This is a genomic window from Hyphomicrobium denitrificans ATCC 51888 (assembly GCF_000143145.1).
In the GTDB taxonomy this organism is placed as follows: domain Bacteria; phylum Pseudomonadota; class Alphaproteobacteria; order Rhizobiales; family Hyphomicrobiaceae; genus Hyphomicrobium_B; species Hyphomicrobium_B denitrificans.
This window is the reverse complement of the sequence record NC_014313.1, coordinates 1,546,763-1,564,764: the sequence shown is the minus strand read 5'-3', so window position 1 is coordinate 1,564,764 and position 18,002 is coordinate 1,546,763. Positions and strand designations below refer to the sequence as shown.

Genomic DNA, 18,002 nt, shown 5'->3' with positions numbered 1-18,002 from the left:
GCTTTATGAAAAGCGTGCTATTTGGGCGCAAGCTTTTGCGATGGTGCGCGAGTGTCACGGCGAGCACATCATTTGCCAACAGATTGATTTGCCACGATAACAGGATTGGTGCGGATGGCGGCGCTGGTGCCGGATTTACCCAAGGTTGAACTGCAGATCGTCGAGATGACCAATCAGGTCCGGCGTGAGCAGAACCTCAACGCGCTGCGCATCAACGCCATGCTCGCCAAGGCTGCACGCGCGTATGCGGAACGCCTCGCACGCAGCGGCCAGTTTTCCCACACCGCCGACGGCGGCAATCCTGGAAAGCGCGCGGAAACGGCGGGCTACAAGCCGTGCGCCGTTGCCGAAAACATCGCCATGGACCGGTCGGGACAGGGCTTCGATACCGGCCAGCTCGCGATGCAGGCCGTCGCTGGTTGGATGAACTCGGCGCCCCATCGCGCCAATATCCTGATGGCGTCCGCGACCGAGATCGGTGTCGGCGTCGCGAAATCACCGGACCCCGTGCCGAAGTATATCTCCGTCGAAATGTTTGGGCGCCCCGCGAGTGAAGGCGTCAAATTTGAGGTCGTCAATACCTCGGCCGACATCGTCGCTTACCGGTTTCTCGGCAAGACGCGCGATCTCAAACCGCGCATGACGATCACCCAGAGCTCATGCAGCGTCGGCGAAATCACGTTCACGAAGCCGGCTGGCTTTCTTTCGTCGGGAAGCGAGATCGCGCGCTTCAGCCCCGAGAATGGCAAGCGCTACATTTTGAAAAGCGGCGTGAACGGCGCGATCTCGATCGAGATCGGCATCAACATCAAGTCGCGCTGATCTCGATAAGCTTCGCGAAAACTGGCATTCGGAACATTTCGCGCCCGAAACTCGTTTTGCTGACCGAATTGATAGCAAACGAGGTCGCAAATGAATGGCCCCAGATTCGGCAGCATCGCGTTGGTCATTGTGCTGTTCGCGCTGATCGCTGGCGGCGTTTACGCCTACCAGCGCTCGCAAACGGAAGTGCTCGTCGATAGCCCGGCGGTTCGTGTTGAATCGAACAAAGCCACCGGCGAGACCACCGTCGACGCTCCATTTGCACATGTCGAAAAGGACGGCAGTGGAACGCGCGTTCAGGCGCCGGGCGTTGACGTCAATGTTCCGAAGGAGCCGCCACAGGTTCCGTCCAATCCATAGCCGCGATTTGCCACGCATTGATGCCGCCCACCTCGCCGTGGGCGGCTTTTTTTGTTCATGCCCACCATCGCTCCTTAACGCCACCCTCACGATACACTGAACGCACCGTTGCCGGCAAAGCCGAGCATGCTAACATCGCCGGAATTACAAAATTGATCCCGATGTCGGCAGCGCATAAGGCAAATCGTGCGAGCAATCATTCGCCTCATCCAGCGCGTGACGATCGTCGCGCTCGGCATTGTCAGCATTTGGCTGATCGTCGACGTCTTTAAGTTCGTCGACCGCCGGGCGCCGCCAATACTGGCGCTGTGTCTGACTTACGCGCTGGCGGCCTACGTCATCCTTCCACGCGTCGTCAACACGGGACTGAAAATCCAACAGCGCAACCACGTACCGCGTTTCACCGTCACAGGAGATGGATTGCCTGGAGATCCTGTCAATCTCGCGCTGGTCGGCACGTTTGATCAACTCCGCAACGCTTTCGTCAACGCGGGATGGATCGAGGCCGCGCCTTTGAATCTGGCGAGTTCGTGGCGCATGGCCCGCTCATTCGTTTTGAACACGCCTTATCCCTCGGCGCCCTTCAGCACACTTTATCTGTACGGCCGGGGCCAAGACGTGGGGTTTCAAAAAGCCATCGGCGACAGCCCTCGCAAACGCCATCACGTCCGCTTCTGGGCGCAGGGCGACGCTTCGAACACTGACGGTGCGCGGCTGGACGTTGCCAGTCATCCCCTCACGCTATGGGTCGGAGCCGGGACACGCGACACCGGATTCTCGCTGACGTGGCTCACGTTTCAACTCACGCACGCCACGGACGCCGACACCAACGCCGAGCGCGATTTCATTGTCGACGACCTGACGCGACACGGCACGATCCGCCACGCCACGTTGTTCAAGCCTGGCGACAAGCTGGAGCGTGTCAACCACTACATTGCCGATGGCGAGATCGCCGTTGCTGAAATCGCAGTCGCTCCTTCACCAGTTGAAGCGGCCGTCAATAACGGACAATCGCAACGATCCTAGGCGATCTCACCGCCAGGGTTCGTAAGCATACGGATCGTCAAAGTCAGCGCCTCGGCCACCGAAATCGCGGCGATCGAAGCGCTGCGGGCGTGCTCTGTCGCTTGCTTTGGCCCGGACCGGCTTGGAACTCGCGGCCGACGCGATCTTGCCGTCGAGCGATCGCACGACCGTCACCTCGGTGCCGACGCGCACGAGCGATGCCAGATGCAGCACGTTTTCGTTTAGCATACGGAAGCAGCCCGACGATTCCGCGCGCCCGATCGACTTCGGCTCGTTGGTGCCGTGAATGCGGTAAAGCGTGTTGCCGAGATAGATCGCCTTCGCACCGAGCGGATTGCGAATGCCGCCCAGCATGCGCGTTGGCAATTCCGGCTTGCGCTTGCGCATGTCGGCAGGCGGATACCAGTCCGGCCAGTCCGCGATGCGCGAAACTTTTTCCTTGCCCGACCAGCCGAAACCCTGACGTCCGACACCGATCGAATACGCATACGCCGACGTTGAACTGAGCACGTAATAGAGTTTGCGCTTGCTCGCATCGATAACGATCGAGCCCTGAGAATACGGGCCGCTGAACGGCACCACCGGCGGTGCCACCGCCTGAATGTAAGGCCGGCTTCCGCCGTTCGATCCGGGCGTCTTGCTCAGCTGCTGTTCTACGTCCGGCTGCGGCGCGGCATCCCAGGCTCCATAGTCGTCCCGGCCGTCGTAACGGCGATCATCGAAATACCGGCGGCCGTCATATCGATCGTCGCGCCTGACGCTGGTGTCGGGTCCGCCATTGTATCGGGGATCATAGCGCCGATCGTCGTTATCATCGAAACGCCGGTAGACGCGCGGACCGCCGTAGCGATTGTCATCGTAGCCGCGATCATCATCGTCCTGATCGCTGTAGATCTGTCCGCGCCCGCCGTCCCACGGGTCCCACTGCTGTGCTGAAGCCAGCGTTGACCACGTCGTCGACACGAGAAATGCGGCAACGGTTGCAATGAATGTTTTCATGGGACCCCGCGGTGGTCATTCCGACAGAGCCCACAACAACGCTGCGAGCCTATCGTTCCGTCGGGTGTATGTCGCGCCCGAACGAGACTTTCGCGTGGCGAACCGATGGCACAGCACCGCCTGCGACATTACAAATTGAAGGAGCAAGACTTGCAGTTTAGCGCGATGCGCGCGCCAGCACGTCCATCAACTCCGCAACCTTGCGCCGCTGGTCCGCAGCGTTACCGCTCGCGATCGCGTGCTCGACGCAGTGGGCGACATGATCGCGCAGCACCTCTTCTTCGACGCGGCGGAGCGCCGCGCGTACCGCTGAAATCTGCGTGACGACGTCAATGCAATAACGATCGTCCTCGACCATTTTCGCGAGGCCACGCACCTGTCCCTCGATACGGTTCAGGCGTTTCAGGCAGGACGATTTCATGTGTTTGTGCATACCTTGACTCATACCCTATGGGGGTATACGTGTCAAATATCGGAGATACCCTCATGGGGTATAGGGCATACGGAATTTTCTATGGCAACGGATCACGACGGATCGCACGGACACGCAGGCGAAACACAGAACGGTAAAAGCTGCTGCGGCTGTGGTCACGACCCCGCGCCAGCGAAGGCAGAGCATAGGCCGGAGCCTTTGGAAAAAGACCCCGTATGCGGAATGAGCGTCGATCCGCTGACTGCCAAGCATCGCGCCGAGCATGGCGGACACGCGTACTATTTCTGCTGCGCTGGTTGCCGCACGAAATTCCTTGCCGACCCTGAGAAGTATCTCAATCCCGCTGCAGCCGAACAAAAGTCCGAGCACCTGAATAAAGATCCGGTCTGCGGAATGAACATCGATCCGCATACCGCCAAGCATCGCGCCGAGCACGCCGGGCACACGTACTATTTCTGCTGCGCCGGTTGCCGCACGAAATTCGTCGCCGACCCTGCAAAGTATCTCAGTCCCGCTGAGGCTTCCGCCGAGCCCGTGCCGGAAGGCACGATTTACACCTGCCCGATGCACCCCGAGATCCGGCAAGTCGGACCTGGTCCGTGCCCGATTTGCGGCATGGCGCTCGAGCCCGACATCATCACGGCCGACGCCGCTCCCAATCCTGAACTCGCAGACATGACGCGCCGCCTCTGGATCGGCCTCGTGCTCGCCACACCCGTCTTCATTCTGGAGATGGGCAGCCATCTCTTCGGACTGCACCATCTGATCGACCCGGCTGCATCCAACTTGCTGCAGTTTGCTCTCGCGACGCCGGTCGTGCTGTGGGCGGGCTGGTCATTCTTTGAGCGCGGTTGGAAATCGATCCAGACGCGCAATCTCAACATGTTCACGCTGATCGCCATCGGCACCGGCGTCGCTTGGGCTTACAGCGTCGTCGCGACTTTCCTGCCGGATATTTTTCCACCCGCGCTGCGCACGAATGGTGGCTCGGTGCCCGTCTACTTCGAAGCCGCCGCCGTCATCACCGTTCTCGTGCTGATCGGGCAGGTTCTTGAACTGCGCGCGCGCGAACAGACCGGTGGCGCCATTCGCGCGCTGCTCAATCTCACGCCGAAAACCGCGCGGCGTCTTGCAGCCGGAGACAGCGAACAGGAAATCGAAATCGACGCCGTTTCCGTCGGCGACCGCTTGCGCGTGCGTCCCGGCGAACGCATCCCCGTCGATGGCGACGTCATCGACGGCAAGAGTTTCGTCGACGAGTCGATGGTGACCGGCGAATCCAATCCCGTCAGCAAGGCAACCGGCGCGAAGCTCATCGGCGGAACGATCAACGGCAGCGGAACGCTGGTCATGCGCGCGACAGGCGTCGGCCGCGATACCATGCTCGCACGCATCGTGCAGATGGTCGCCGAAGCTCAACGCAGCCGCGCGCCGATCCAGCGCCTCGCCGATCAGGTCGCAAGCTGGTTCGTGCCGCTCGTCATCGCTGCCGCTGCGCTGGCGTTCATCGCCTGGGCGACATTCGGGCCGGAACCACGCTTCTCCTACGCACTGATCGCAGCCGTTTCCGTTCTGATCATCGCCTGTCCGTGCGCACTTGGCCTTGCGACGCCGATGTCGATCATGGTGGGCGTCGGACGCGGCGCGCAATCCGGAGTGCTGATCAAAAGCGCGGAAGCGCTCGAGCGCATGGAAAAGATCGACACGCTCGTCATCGACAAAACCGGAACGCTGACCGAAGGCAAACCGAAGGTGACGGCGGTGCGAACCGCATCGTCCGTCAGCGAGCCCGATCTTCTGAAATTCGCGGCGAGCCTCGAGCATGCGAGCGAGCATCCCCTTGGCGCGGCCGTCGTCGCCGCCGCGAAGGAACGAAATATTGCCCTGGCTCCTGTCTCGGACTTCGACGCACCATCAGGCAAAGGCGTATCCGGCGTCATCGAAGGACACCGCGTCGTCGTCGGCAACCGCCGCATCATGGCCGATGCTGCAATCGACACAGCCGTCTTCGATCATGAAGTCGAACGCCTGCGCAGCGACGGAGGAACGGCCGTCTACGTCGCGCTCGACGGCAAGGCCGCAGGCGTGATCGCCGTCGCCGATCCGATCAAAGCGACGACCGCATCCGCGCTACGCAAGCTCGCCGACAGCCGCATCCATATCATCATGCTGACGGGCGACAACGTGACGACGGCGAAGAGCGTCGCAGCCAAGCTCGGCATTTCGGACGTCAAAGCCGACGTGCTTCCCGAAGACAAGGCGAAGATCGTGCAAGAACTCCGCCGCAATGGTCACGCCGTCGCAATGGCGGGTGACGGCGTCAACGACGCCCCCGCCCTCGCCGCCGCCGATGTCGGTATCGCAATGGGAACCGGAACCGATGTTGCGATCGAAAGCGCAGGCATCACGCTCCTGAAGGGCGATCTCGAAGGCATCGCGCGCGCCCGCCGCCTCTCGGAAGCGACGATGGCCAACATCCGGCAGAACCTCTTCTTTGCGTTTGTCTATAACGCAGCCGGTGTGCCGATCGCGGCAGGCGTCCTCTACCCGGCGTTCGGACTTCTGCTGTCGCCGATCGTCGCCGCCGTTGCGATGTCGCTGTCGTCCGTGAGCGTGATCAGCAACGCACTCCGCCTTCGCGCAACAGACATCGGCTGACGCGGAGTTCGCAACGTCACACGGGATCGGGTTCGAACGCAGCCGTTGGAGAAACGGCCGTTCGTCCCGGTTTGCCGAGCGACAGCGCGAACAGTGCCGCGACGAGACACGCCGCGCCGGCGATGAAAAACGCCGGCAGGTACGTCGACCATTCCGTGCGGGTCAGTCCCGCACCGTACGCCGCGGCCGCTGCACCAAGCTGATGCCCCGCGAAGATCCAGCCGAACACGACGTTCGTGCGCTCGGCGCCGAAATAGCGCGACGTGAGTTTCACCGTCGGCGGCACGGTCGCGATCCAATCGAGTCCGTAGAACATCGCGAATAGCGACAACCCGTAGAACGTGAAATCCGTGAACGGCAGATAGATGAGCGATAGCCCGCGCAAGCCATAATACCAGAACAGCAGCCAGCGATTGTCGAACCTATCCGAGAGCCAGCCCGATCCGATCGTTCCGAAAAAGTCGAACACGCCCATCATCGCGAGCACGCTCGCCGCCTTCACCGGCGCCAAGCCGAAATCCCCGCACAGCGCAATGAAATGCGTCTGGATCAGACCACTGGTGCTCAACCCGCAAATGAAAAACGTGCCGAACAGTACCCAGAACGCACCACTCTTCATTGCGTCCATGAGCACGAGAACCGGCGAGGTGAGAAGTTCGCCAAGACCGCCGCTCGGCCGGACGTGAGGAACGATGTCGGTCGCCCCATACGGCGCGAGACCAATGTCGGACGGGCGATTGCACATCAACAGCGTGACGAGCAATGTCGCGAGAACCAGCATCGCACAGATGAAACACAGTGCTATGCGCCAGCCGTAAGCTTCCGTCAGGCTCGCAAGCAGCGGCAGAAAAACGAGCTGACCCGTCGCCGTGCTCGCGGACAGCAAGCCCATCGCAAGGCCACGCCGCTCAGAGAACCATTGCGTTGCGACCGTCGCGCCGAGGACCATCGCCGTCAGTCCCGTGCCGATGCCGAGTCCGACGCCCCAGAGCAAGATCAGTTGCGAGACACTCGTCATCGCCAGGGACGTGACGAGCGTGACCGTCAGGATGCCGAGCGCCAGCAGCACGATGCGGCGGACACCGAAGCGGTTCATCAGGACGGCGGCGAACGGCCCCATCAATCCGTAAAGCAAAAAGCGGAGCGCAAGCGCCGAGGAAATCTCCGACGTCGTCCAGCCGAACTCACGCTCGAGCGGAACGATGAAGACGCCGGGCGCACCGATTGTTCCGGCCGTGATGAGCATCGTCAGAAACGTCACGGCGGCGACGACCCAGCCGTAGTGTACGTTTCTTCGCGCCAGCGCGGATGTCAGCGACCGCGACGTCATATCGGCTCCGATCCCGCGCGTTCGCAATTCGCGCACTTCGATGTTTATTCGAGCCCCTAGCGGAAGCCCTCGGCAACCATCTCGAACGACTGAAGATTATACTTGCTCGTCAGAAAATCGAGCAGCGGAGGCGGATTGCCGTCAATCTCGGGCTGCTCCCAGTGCACTTCAAATGTCATGTGCCTGCGCTCGTCGCCAACGTCCGTTTCGCTGAGGAACGTGACGCCATATCCCTCGGACTGCACCGTTTTGAAAAACTCGGCGAGCGTCGGCGTATTCCGTGCGCCTTCGATCACCACGTGCGCACGCCGCCTGCGCGCGACGCGCAAGTCCACCCATTTGAATCCGATGAGCGTAAGCAGGATGATCGCGGTACCGACGCTGCCGAGTATCAGGTTGCCGCTTCCGAAACACAAACCGACAACCGTCACGGCCCAGAGCGTCGCGGCCGTCGTGACGCCCGAAATCGTGTTGCCTTGTTTGAGGATCGCGCCGCCGCCGATGAAGCCCATGCCGGTCAGAATTCCGAGAGGCAACCGCATGGGGTCCATGGTCGCGAATGAGCCAGGCGTCTTGCCGCCGACATCGAGAATGGAATTCGCAAGGATCATCGCGAGCGAGGCCGCAAGCGCCGCCAGCACCGTCGTCCGGAAGCCCGCGCTATGTCCGCCGGCTTCCCGGTTGATGCCGATCAGCCCTCCCGCAACCACCGTCAAGAACAGACGGAGCGCAATATCCGTGACACTCGGATAGAGTGGCATTTCCATTCTCGAAACCTCCGCAAGGTGGCACGCGAAATTGTAAGTTTACAGTCTCGGGTTCAGGCCCGAAAGCGGCGATTGCTCGGCACCCCCATCGCCCCGCGCCGCCGAGGTATGCCAAAGCGCATACCTTCACAACGCTCGGAATTGCTACGCTCCGGAACATCGAAAAATCGCAGGATCGGCAAAATGCGCATTGGACTTATCGGCTTGGGACAGATGGGCACCGGCATCGCCGCCAATCTGCTCAAAGCCGGACACGAGCTGACCGTCTACAATCGCACCCGTGCGAAAGCCGATGCGCTCGCATCGCAAGGGGCCAAAGTTGCGGATCATATCGCCGATGCCTGTCGCGGCGACGCCGTCATCACGATGCTCTCCAATGACGACGCCGTCGAAAGCGCGGTCTACGGCGACGGCGGCGTGCTCGCGAGCTTGCCGAAGGGCGCCATCCATATTTCATCGAGCACCATCAGCGTCGCGCTCTCGAAGCGCCTCGCTGAGCATCACGCTGGCAGAGGACAACGCTACGTCGCAGCGCCCGTATTCGGCAGACCGGAAGCTGCTGCGGCAGCCAAGCTGTTTATCGTTGCGGCCGGCCCACCCGAAGCCGTCAAAACCGCAATGCCGATTTTCGATGCCATCGGCCAAAGAACATTCACGGTCTCGGAAGACGCGCCCGCCGCGAACATCATTAAGCTCAGCGGCAATTTTCTGATCGCTTCCGTCATCGAGTCCCTCGGAGAAGCGATGGCGCTTGTCGGCAAGGCCGGCATCGACAAGCACCAGTATCTCGAACTTATGACGTCGACGCTATTCGGCGCGCCGGTTTACAAGACATACGGCACGTTGATCGCCGACGAGAAGTTCTCACCGCCGGGGTTCGCCGCGCCGCTCGGATTGAAGGACGTGCGTTTGACGCTTGCAGCCGGAGACGACCTCCGCGTTCCGCTGCCGTTAGCGAGCCTGCTGCGCGATCGTTATCTGACGCTACTCGCCAACGGCGGCGACAACCTCGACTGGTCGGCCATCGGAGGCTTACCGGCGAAGGACGCTGGCTCGAAATAGCGGCTTGAAACGTGCCCGTCAGTGATTGGCGGGCATTCCACCTTGCATCGCGCCGTTCGCCGGAACGCGCGGAAAGCGTTTGTGTTCGATAAGATTTCGCCCGACCGAACCCGCGTAGCAGCCCCAGCGGTAGGCGCTCCAGAGTGCCGACTGTCCGAGCACGCTGCGCTTCGAGAACAGAGAACTCTTGAGCGATTGGGTGTCGCACGCCGTCTTCTGCGGATCGCGATAGAAGGTCGAAATCTTGTCGCTGCTCATTCCCGGCGTCGCCAGCCACTCCGGGACATGCACGTTACAGAGACGCTCGGCATCGAGGAGCGCTTTGCTCGCGCCCGTGCCGCTCACCGGACAGGCTGTCGAGAACGCGTCGCCAACCAGCGCGATTCCCGGCTGCACGGCATTTTCCGTCGCGATCAAATCGACGGGCCGAATCTTGATCGCACCGCGCACGCGTAGGCGGCCAGCGAGACGTTCGAGGCGCGGCAACGCTTCCGCGATCGCGTCCATCGGATTGATGCGCAGCCGTTTCACCCACGGATGATCGAGGTCGTGATAGGAAAAGATGTTGGCGCGCAGCCCTGTCGCCAGCGGGAACAGCGTGATGTACGCGACGCGATGCGACGGATCTTCTCCGAAGTACGTCAGGGAATCGAAGGGCAGTTCATCGGACTCGGCATCGAACCCGATCGACAGCGAATGGCATTTTGAAATCTCGCGCCGGTGCATGTCGATGCGGTCGAGAAATCCGGCGCCAAGTCCGGTCGCTCCGATGACGAGGCGCGTCGAAATCTGCTCGCCGCCGACCAGCGTCAACGTCTGACGCTCTGGGCTCAGCGTCAGCGATCCGACCTTGTTGTGCACGAAAACAACCTGCGCCGGGATGAGGCGCCGCATGCAGTTGACGAAGTCGCCGTAGGCGAGACCGTATTCAACGATCGGCTTGATCTCGGCGAGGCGGCCAAGACGCGCGACCCACACGTTCTCATACCTGCGCGCAGCCGGCAGAATCTCGTCCAGAACACCAGCTTTGGCGAGGGAGTCGGCGTGCCGGTCTTCAATCTTCTCACAACGGAAATCCGGACGCGCCTGGTCGAACGGATCGATCAGCGCCACCGAATAACCGGCCCGTCCCAGGATCACCGCGGCTAGAGAACCAGCCAGCCCCGCCCCAACGATGGCAACGTCGGTCTCAACCACGGACCCATACCCCACATTTTTCCGGGCAAAAGGTACGCTCGCAAAGTTACGCACGATTTAAAACTTTTTATTCGCGACCGCCGCCATTCAGACTGGTTGAGAAAGTCTTACGCTGAAACTCCACAGATCGTGAAAGCCTCGATTACCAGACACCTGGACTTTGGCTCGACACCGTTCAATTCGGCTTTTTTGGTGAGCGTGTCGGAACCGCCCTCCAAAGAACGTCCTTGTAATCGGCAGGGATCGCGTGTGCCGAATTGAAATCCTTCCTGCCGTGGTCTTGAAATAGCGCGATTGCGGACGGTTCGCGGAATGCGAGACGCCGGCGCAAAACAAGGGAGACAGCGATGGCTGGCGTCAGATTATTGGTCGGGACCCGCAAGGGCGCTTTCGTGCTGACATCGGACGAAGCGCGCAAAAGCTGGGACGTCAGCGGTCCTCATTTCGCCGGCTGGGAAATCTATCACGTCAAAGGTTCTCCCATTGACGAAAACCGGATCTACGCCTCGCAATCGAGCAGCTGGTTCGGCCAGCAAATCCAGCGATCCGACGACGGCGGCAAGACATGGCAACCCGTCGACAATACGTTCGCCTATGACGGCGTCCCCGGCACGCATCAGTGGTACGATGGGACGCCGCATCCGTGGGAATTCAAACGCGTCTGGCATATCGAGCCCTCCACGACCGAGGCCGATACCGTTTACGCTGGTGTAGAAGACGCAGCGCTGTTTCGCTCAAACGACGGCGGCAAGTCCTGGCATGAATTGCCCGGATTGCGCGGCCACGGGTCGGGCGCACATTGGCAACCCGGCGCCGGCGGCATGTGTCTGCACACGATCCTCATCGATCCCTCCGATGCCAAGCGCATGTTCATTGCGATTTCGGCGGCCGGAGCATTTCGCACCGAAGACGGCGGCGAATCCTGGAAGCCGATCAATCGCGGGCTCAAATCGGAGTACATCCCGGACCCAGAAGCAGAAGTCGGCCATTGCGTTCACCGGCTTGCGATGCACCCGTCGCGCCCCAATGTCCTGTTCATGCAGAAGCACTGGGACGTGATGCGCAGTGACGACGGCGGCAACTCGTGGCGCGAGGTCAGCGGCAACCTGCCGACCGATTTCGGTTTCGTCATCGACGTTCACGCACATGAGCCCGAGACGATCTACGTGGTGCCGATCAAAAGCGATTCAGAGCACTTTCCGATAGACGGACGATTGCAGGTCTGGCGCAGCCGCACGGGCGGCGAGGATTGGGAAGCGCTGACCAACGGACTGCCGCAATCCAACTGCTACGTGAATGTGCTGCGCGATGCCATGTCGATCGATACGCTCGACTCCTGCGGCATCTATTTCGGAACGACCGGCGGTCAAGTCTACGCCTCGTCAGACTCCGGTGACACCTGGGCAGCCATCGTTCGCGATCTTCCTCCGGTGCTCTCGGTCGAAGCGCAGACCTTGAGGTAAGCCGGCATGATCCGCGTCGTGCTTCCCGCACATCTTAAGATGCACGCCAACGTCAATGGCGAGGTGATGCTCGCCGTCGACGGACCCGCCACACAGAAATCGCTGCTCGACGCGCTGGAGACGCACTATCCGGTTTTGCGCGGTGCCATCCGCGAACAGGGCACGCTCAAGCGCCGAGCGTTCGTGCGGTTCTTCGCGTGCCAGCGGGACCTGTCGCACGATGAACCGGACGCGCCGTTACCCGACGCGGTCGCATCCGGCGCACAACCCTTCCTGATCATCGGCGCGCTCGCCGGCGGATAGCATACCCCTTCGCCGCTTCCGGCTGGCTGTGCGGAGCACAGTCGGAACAGCGAACATTCGAGGTGCGACCGCCGTTTCCGGCCGGCTCCGCGAAGCGGAGTCGGAAACGGCAATCAATCACAAAGGAATGTTGTCGTGCTTCTTCCAGGGATTTTCGAGCGTCTTGTTGCGCAGCATGTTCAACGCCCGGCAGAGGCGCTTGCGCGTCGTTGACGGCTTGATGACCTCGTCGATGTAGCCGCGCTCGGCGGCGACGAACGGATTGGCGAAACGGTTCTTGTATTCCTCGATCCGCGCTTCGATCTTCTTAGCGTCGCCAAGCTCGGAGCGATAGAGAATCTCGGCCGCGCCCTTCGCACCCATGACGGCGATTTCGGCCGTCGGCCAAGCGTAGTTCACGTCGCCACGAATGTGCTTCGAGCTCATCACGTCATAGGCGCCGCCGTAGGCTTTGCGCGTGATGACGGTGACTTTTGGAACGGTCGCCTCGGCGTAAGCGAACAGAAGCTTCGCACCGTGCTTGATGAGCCCGCCGTATTCCTGCGCCGTACCCGGCAGGAAGCCCGGCACGTCGACAAACGTGACGATCGGAATATCGAAGCAGTCGCAGAAGCGCACGAAGCGCGCGGCCTTGCGCGACGCATCGCTGTCGAGCACGCCCGCGAGCACCATCGGCTGGTTCGCGACGATGCCGACGGTACGGCCTTCCATGCGCGCGAAGCCGGTCACAATGTTCTTCGCGAACGCTTCCTGGATTTCGAAGAAGTCCGCCTCGTCGACGACTTTGAGGATCAGTTCCTTGATGTCGTAAGGCTTGTTCGGATTGTCCGGAATGAGCGTGTCGAGCGAATGGTCGATGCGCTCGGGCTTGTCTTCGGTCGGAATTTCGGGAACGCCCGTCTTGTTGCTCGACGGCAGGAAATCCATCAGCCGGCGCATCTGCAAGAGCGCCTCGACGTCGTTCTCGTAGGCGCGATCGGCGATCGACGATTTCGTCGTGTGGACCTTGGCGCCGCCGAGTTCTTCCGCCGTCACCGTTTCGTTCGTCACGGTCTTCACGACGTCCGGTCCGGTCACGAACATGTAGCTCGTGTCTTTGACCATGAAGATGAAATCGGTCATCGCGGGAGAGTAGACGTCGCCGCCAGCGCACGGTCCCATGATGACGGAAATCTGCGGGATGACACCGGAAGCCAGAACGTTGCGCTGGAACACTTCGCCATAGCCGCCGAGCGCGTCGACGCCTTCCTGAATACGCGCGCCGCCCGCATCGAACAGACCGATGATCGGCGTGCGGTTCTTCAGAGCCATGTCTTGAATTTTGGTGATCTTCTTGGCGTGCGTTTCGCTCAGCGATCCGCCCATCACGGTGAAGTCCTTGGCGAAGACATAGACCGTGCGCCCGTTGATGGTGCCCCAGCCGGTCACGACGCCGTCGCCCGGAACCTTGGTCTTTTCCATGCCGAACTCGGTGCAGCGGTGCTCGACGAACATGTCGAACTCCTCGAACGAGCCCTCGTCCATCATCAGCTCGATGCGTTCGCGGGCTGTCAGCTTGCCCTTCTTGTGCTGCGAGTCGATACGGGCCTGGCCGCCGCCCAGACGAGCATTCGCGCGCCGCGTCTCAAGCTCCCCGATGATGTCTTTCATGAAATAGCCACCCTGCCTTGCCGTGATGAATGCGCTGGCTCTCTAGCACGGCCTCGCGAGAGCGCAAATGTCGAGAAATCGGCGGCCAGCGCGGGCCGCGCCGGACGGCCTTTAATACCGGAAAGCTGCCGGATGTGGGGTTTACGCTGACGGTTGTGCCGCGGCAAGTTGGCGCCCGAACTCACCGATCTTAACCTCAAGAAACCCCGCCCCGGCGATGGGCTCGATCGCGACCGCGTGGGCGCGCGTGGCGGCCCAGGGAAGGGTCACGCCAACGAGATCGGCGATGGAAGCGGCTATCACCCGCTTGCCGCCAGCCTGCTTCAGGTGCCGCTCGGCCTCGGCGCGCGCCGCGAAGACGTGCAGCAGATCACCGGATGGCGCCCACGGACCGGCAGGCGTCAGGATCGGCCCGGTTTCGTCTGCGACGAGAAAAACCTCGCCGCGCCCAGTAGCGGCCGAGGCGTAATAAGGCACAGCTTCCGTCTTGAGGCGGATGAGCAGATCGACGGGATCGACCTCGGCTTCGATCGGATCGGAAACCCAGTCGGTTCCTGCGAAGCCCTTGCCCTTGGCGATGCCGGGCAGGATTTCGGCCGCGAACGTGACGAGGCCAATGTCCTGCAGCTCGTTGTTGCCGGCAAGCGCCTCTGCCCACCGCGTCGCTTCGATCCGGCTCGACCAGAAAAGTTGTACCGTCCTACCTTTGACTTTCTGAGACGGAACGGATGCGGTTTCTTCATCAGCGAATGTCAGCACCCGCCCTTCGCTGACCGCCCGGCGAATGAAGCGGTCGCGTTGTGCAAGTTCCGGAATGCGCGGCCTGTGCAGCATTGGATCAGCCTACGCTTCTGAGAATCATCTGCGCGATTCTCGGTCAATCATATCGCGATAGCAACCATCGAACGCGTTCGGCGCAGCGGCGCGCACCATTTGCAGAATAGGCTGCGCGCAGTGACACAACCTCTTGAACCAGCTACCGGCGAGCCATATGTTTCGCCTTCACTCAACAATGGGAGTGGCTCGGACGCGGTTCCGGAAGCCGAAATCTCGTGATAGAGCTACTGATTGTTCTGATCTTAATAGGCCTTAACGGCCTATTTGCGCTGTCTGAGCTGGCAATTGTTTCGGCTCGAAGACCCCGGTTAAAGACACTCGAGGCGTCAGGACGCCCAGGCGCCAAAAGCGCACTCGCCCTATCGGACAATCCCGGCAAGTTTCTTTCGGCGGTTCAAATCGGCATCACGCTGATCGGAATCGTCAATGGTGCCTATTCCGGCGAAACATTCGGCGAGTACGCAGCCGAATACCTTTTAAGTCTCGGCTTAAGTCCGACGCTGGCTCATCCGCTCGGATTCGGCTTCGTCGTCGCGATCATCACCTATCTCTCAGTCATTGCCGGAGAGCTCGTCCCGAAGACATTCGCGCTTCGCAACGCTGAAGGCATTGCGTGCTTTGTCGCGCCAATCATGACCGCCTTTGCGGGCTTCGCGCGTCCCGTCGTTTGGCTGCTCGACACGTCGACGCGTTTTGTATTCCGTATTCTTGGCCTTTCGCCGCAAAGCGAAAGCCGGGTCACCGATGAAGAAATCAAAACCGTCATCGCCGAGGCCGAAACTGCCGGCGTTCTTGAAAGCGGTGAAGGAGACCTGATCTCAGGCGTGATGCGTTTGGCCGACCGCGCCGTTGGTGGCTTGATGACACCGCGCACGGATGTCGATTGGATCGACATCGCCGCGTCCGACGACGTCATCAAGGCGCGTCTGATTTCGACACCGCACTCACGTTTGCCGGTGGGAGAAGGATCGGTCGACAAGCTGATCGGAGTGATCCAGACGCGCGCCTTGCTTTCGGGCCTGCTCGCCGGCAAGGCATTCGAGATCAATTCCTATATCCGCAAAGCGCCCGTCATTCCTGAAACGAGCGACGCGTTAGCTGTGCTGGCGGTGCTCCGCGATGCGGAAGTCCCGATGGCGCTTATCCATGACGAGTATGGAGATTTCGAAGGTCTGGTGACGCCAGCAGACCTCCTCGAAGCCATCGCTGGCACCTTCAAGTCGGATACCGAAGGCCTCGATCCGTACGCGGTCGAACGCGACGATGGATCGTGGCTGCTTTCTGGTGCAATGCCCGTCGACGAAATGTCGGACAAGATCGGCGTCCCGCTTCCCGCGAACCGCTCATATGAGACCGTTGCGGGATATGTCCTGTCCGCGCTCCAGCACATCCCCAAGACGGGCGAATATTTCGAAGTCGACGGGTGGCGGTTCGAAGTCGTCGACCTCGACGGCCGCCGCATCGACAAGGTCCTGGCGAACCGGGTTTCCAAGGCGCGCAGGCGCAACCCTTAGGTTCGGAGCAGTGCCAGCCAGCGCCATGCCGCATCGAATTCGGCGCGGCGGCCTCGGCGTCGAGCGGTAGCTTCCGCGTCTTCGCCCCAAAGCGAGATCTGGTAGTCCTCATCGACGTGCGCGGCGTTCCAGGCCGCGTCCACCGTCACGGCTTTGCTTTCCAATGCAAGCGCCAGCAGCGCCGAACCCGTCAGCGTCGTCAGGACGTGCAGCCCCGTCAGCCGGAATGGATCGTGCGGCGTCAGCGCGTGTCCGACGGCGGCCAGCGCCTCGGACGACTGCTCGACATGGACCACGCCCGGCACGACCCTGAACCTCGCATCGAGCGTGGCGTCCGCCCAGGCGACGATCGGGTTCCAGTCGCGTGACTGCAGCGCTACCAGTTCATCCGGCGTCTCCGCGCGATAGCAAACGAGATCGCTGCCGGCATAGGCGACGATGTCCGCCGCGACAGCATCCAGGGTTTCGCTGACGGCATCGATCGCTGTATTGGCGAAGCGCGTCAGCGGCATACGCGACGGATCGATGGTATCCACCTGCGCCTGCCATTCGTCGGCAATAGCGAGGGCCAACGCCTTTGTCGGAACGGCGAGTGCTCGCTTCTTCGGCGTCTTGACGGCGCGTCCATCAAGCAAAATCTGAAACGGCGCGACGTCGCCCGTGCTGGCTTCCTTATAGAAGCGGCGTGCGAGCGGCTTTGCGAGACTGTCGCTGATCGTGCCTCGCGGGCCACCCGACGCACGCTCCAGATCGGCGCGATGATCGCCCTTGCCTTCACCGTTGCCGTTTCCGTTGGAAGACGAGCCGCTCATGCCGCGCAGCTTTTCGTGCCAAGCGCGACGTCGATCGCGGCGGGAAGATCGGTGAAGCTCTCGATGATCCGGTGCGCGCCTGCGGTCGTGAGTTCCGCGACGCTGTGATAACCCCACGCGACGCCGATCGCCGAAACGCCAGCGGCGTGTGCCATGTCGATGTCATACGTCGTGTCGCCGATCATCACCGTATCGCCAGGCTCGACACCCGCTTCCCGCATCGCCTGCAGCAGCATCGACGGATGCGGTTTCGACGGATGATCGTCCGACGTTTGAATGGTCACGAAGCTCGACTGCCAACCTTCGCGCTCGCACATGCGCTCGACACCGCGCCGCGACTTGCCGGTCGCGATCGCAAGCAGATGATCGTCACGCGCTGCCAGATGCGCGATCGTTTCCTTCGCCAGCGGGAAGAGGACATCGGCGTCCGACGGATTTCGGTCGAGATCGCGAAACGCCGACTTGTAGGCTTCGCTCAATTCCACGCACGTCCCGTACTCCGCTTCCGGCGCCAGCGCCGAACACGCTTCGAGAAGCGACAGGCCGACGACGGCGAGCGTCTGTTCGCGCGTCGGCGGAATCATGCGCAGCGATTTGAAGGCGTGCTCCATCGACAGGACGATACTGGCCTGGCTGTCGACGATGGTGCCGTCGCAATCGAAAACGATGAGTTTCATGACTGCGTTCTAGCACGCTCCGATATCGCCGCAAATTCCGTGCGATGCTCGATTTCGTCGAGCGACGCCACGTCGCGGCGGGTGGCAGGCGG

General features: G+C 61.5%; 17 protein-coding genes. 8 read left to right on the top strand and 9 right to left on the bottom strand.

Annotated features, from left to right (window positions below; genetic code table 11):
* The first annotated feature begins 114 nt into the window (after positions 1–114).
* The 3 genes from HDEN_RS07470 (at position 115) to HDEN_RS07460 (ending at position 2,208) form a co-directional block, all read left to right on the top strand.
* Positions 115–822, top strand: coding sequence for a CAP domain-containing protein (locus HDEN_RS07470; protein WP_013215540.1), 708 nt, complete (start codon positions 115–117; stop codon positions 820–822).
* A 90-nt stretch (positions 823–912) separates the two neighbouring features.
* On the top strand, positions 913–1,182 hold the full coding sequence (locus HDEN_RS07465; RefSeq protein ID WP_013215539.1) for a hypothetical protein: 270 nt from the start codon (positions 913–915) through the stop codon (positions 1,180–1,182).
* 186 nt (positions 1,183–1,368) lie between these two features.
* A complete protein-coding gene (locus HDEN_RS07460; protein ID WP_013215538.1) occupies positions 1,369–2,208 on the top strand; it encodes an LssY C-terminal domain-containing protein in 840 nt (279 codons plus the stop codon).
* A gap of 6 nt (positions 2,209–2,214) precedes the next feature.
* Here the strand turns inward: HDEN_RS07460 and HDEN_RS07455 are convergent, their stop codons facing one another.
* Positions 2,215–3,207 carry a L,D-transpeptidase gene (locus tag HDEN_RS07455; protein WP_013215537.1) on the bottom strand — a complete coding sequence of 331 codons (993 nt, stop codon included), beginning with the start codon at positions 3,205–3,207 and terminating at the stop codon, positions 2,215–2,217.
* A 157-nt stretch (positions 3,208–3,364) separates the two neighbouring features.
* Complete coding sequence (locus tag HDEN_RS07450; protein WP_013215536.1) at positions 3,365–3,640, bottom strand: metal-sensitive transcriptional regulator; 276 nt, start codon at positions 3,638–3,640, stop codon at positions 3,365–3,367.
* 81 nt (positions 3,641–3,721) lie between these two features.
* On the opposite strand from HDEN_RS07450, the gene HDEN_RS07445 reads away from it, so the two are divergent.
* Positions 3,722–6,298 (top strand): heavy metal translocating P-type ATPase, encoded by a 2,577-nt coding sequence (locus HDEN_RS07445; protein WP_013215535.1) that lies wholly within the window; start codon positions 3,722–3,724, stop codon positions 6,296–6,298.
* Positions 6,299–6,314: 16 nt separating this feature from the next.
* Here the strand turns inward: HDEN_RS07445 and HDEN_RS07440 are convergent, their stop codons facing one another.
* Both HDEN_RS07440 and HDEN_RS07435 read right to left on the bottom strand, forming a co-directional pair.
* The gene (locus HDEN_RS07440; protein WP_013215534.1) at positions 6,315–7,628 is read right to left on the bottom strand and encodes an MFS transporter; all 1,314 of its coding nucleotides are present in this window, start codon (positions 7,626–7,628) and stop codon (positions 6,315–6,317) included.
* A 56-nt stretch (positions 7,629–7,684) separates the two neighbouring features.
* A complete protein-coding gene (locus HDEN_RS07435; RefSeq protein WP_013215533.1) occupies positions 7,685–8,395 on the bottom strand; it encodes an MgtC/SapB family protein in 711 nt (236 codons plus the stop codon).
* 183 nt (positions 8,396–8,578) lie between these two features.
* Between HDEN_RS07435 and HDEN_RS07430 the strand changes: the two genes are divergently transcribed.
* Positions 8,579–9,457, top strand: coding sequence for an NAD(P)-dependent oxidoreductase (locus HDEN_RS07430; protein WP_013215532.1), 879 nt, complete (start codon positions 8,579–8,581; stop codon positions 9,455–9,457).
* 18 nt (positions 9,458–9,475) lie between these two features.
* Here HDEN_RS07430 and HDEN_RS07425 read toward each other — a convergent pair whose 3' ends face one another.
* Entirely contained in the window at positions 9,476–10,654 is a 1,179-nt protein-coding gene (locus HDEN_RS07425; RefSeq protein WP_049775244.1) for an FAD-dependent oxidoreductase, read from the bottom strand.
* 347 nt (positions 10,655–11,001) lie between these two features.
* On the opposite strand from HDEN_RS07425, the gene HDEN_RS07420 reads away from it, so the two are divergent.
* A complete protein-coding gene (locus HDEN_RS07420) occupies positions 11,002–12,117 on the top strand; it encodes a WD40/YVTN/BNR-like repeat-containing protein (protein WP_013215530.1) in 1,116 nt (371 codons plus the stop codon).
* A 6-nt stretch (positions 12,118–12,123) separates the two neighbouring features.
* Positions 12,124–12,420: a MoaD/ThiS family protein gene (locus tag HDEN_RS07415; RefSeq protein WP_013215529.1), complete on the top strand. Its 297-nt coding sequence runs from the start codon at positions 12,124–12,126 to the stop codon at positions 12,418–12,420.
* A gap of 117 nt (positions 12,421–12,537) precedes the next feature.
* Here HDEN_RS07415 and HDEN_RS07410 read toward each other — a convergent pair whose 3' ends face one another.
* On the bottom strand, positions 12,538–14,070 hold the full coding sequence (locus HDEN_RS07410) for an acyl-CoA carboxylase subunit beta (RefSeq protein WP_013215528.1): 1,533 nt from the start codon (positions 14,068–14,070) through the stop codon (positions 12,538–12,540).
* Positions 14,071–14,211: 141 nt separating this feature from the next.
* Positions 14,212–14,904, bottom strand: coding sequence for a DUF2750 domain-containing protein (locus tag HDEN_RS07405; RefSeq protein WP_013215527.1), 693 nt, complete (start codon positions 14,902–14,904; stop codon positions 14,212–14,214).
* 218 nt (positions 14,905–15,122) lie between these two features.
* Here HDEN_RS07405 and HDEN_RS07400 point away from each other — a divergent pair, with 218 nt between their 5' ends.
* Complete coding sequence (locus tag HDEN_RS07400; RefSeq protein ID WP_013215526.1) at positions 15,123–16,421, top strand: hemolysin family protein; 1,299 nt, start codon at positions 15,123–15,125, stop codon at positions 16,419–16,421.
* Here the strand turns inward: HDEN_RS07400 and HDEN_RS07395 are convergent.
* Both HDEN_RS07395 and HDEN_RS07390 read right to left on the bottom strand, forming a co-directional pair.
* Positions 16,418–17,233 (bottom strand): ATP12 family chaperone protein, encoded by an 816-nt coding sequence (locus HDEN_RS07395; protein WP_013215525.1) that lies wholly within the window; start codon positions 17,231–17,233, stop codon positions 16,418–16,420. The two genes, HDEN_RS07400 and HDEN_RS07395, sit on opposite strands and share 4 nt — an antisense overlap.
* Entirely contained in the window at positions 17,230–17,910 is a 681-nt protein-coding gene (locus HDEN_RS07390) for an HAD-IA family hydrolase (RefSeq protein ID WP_013215524.1), read from the bottom strand. Before HDEN_RS07390 ends, HDEN_RS07395 begins: the two co-directional genes overlap by 4 nt.
* Positions 17,911–18,002 lie beyond the last annotated feature (92 nt).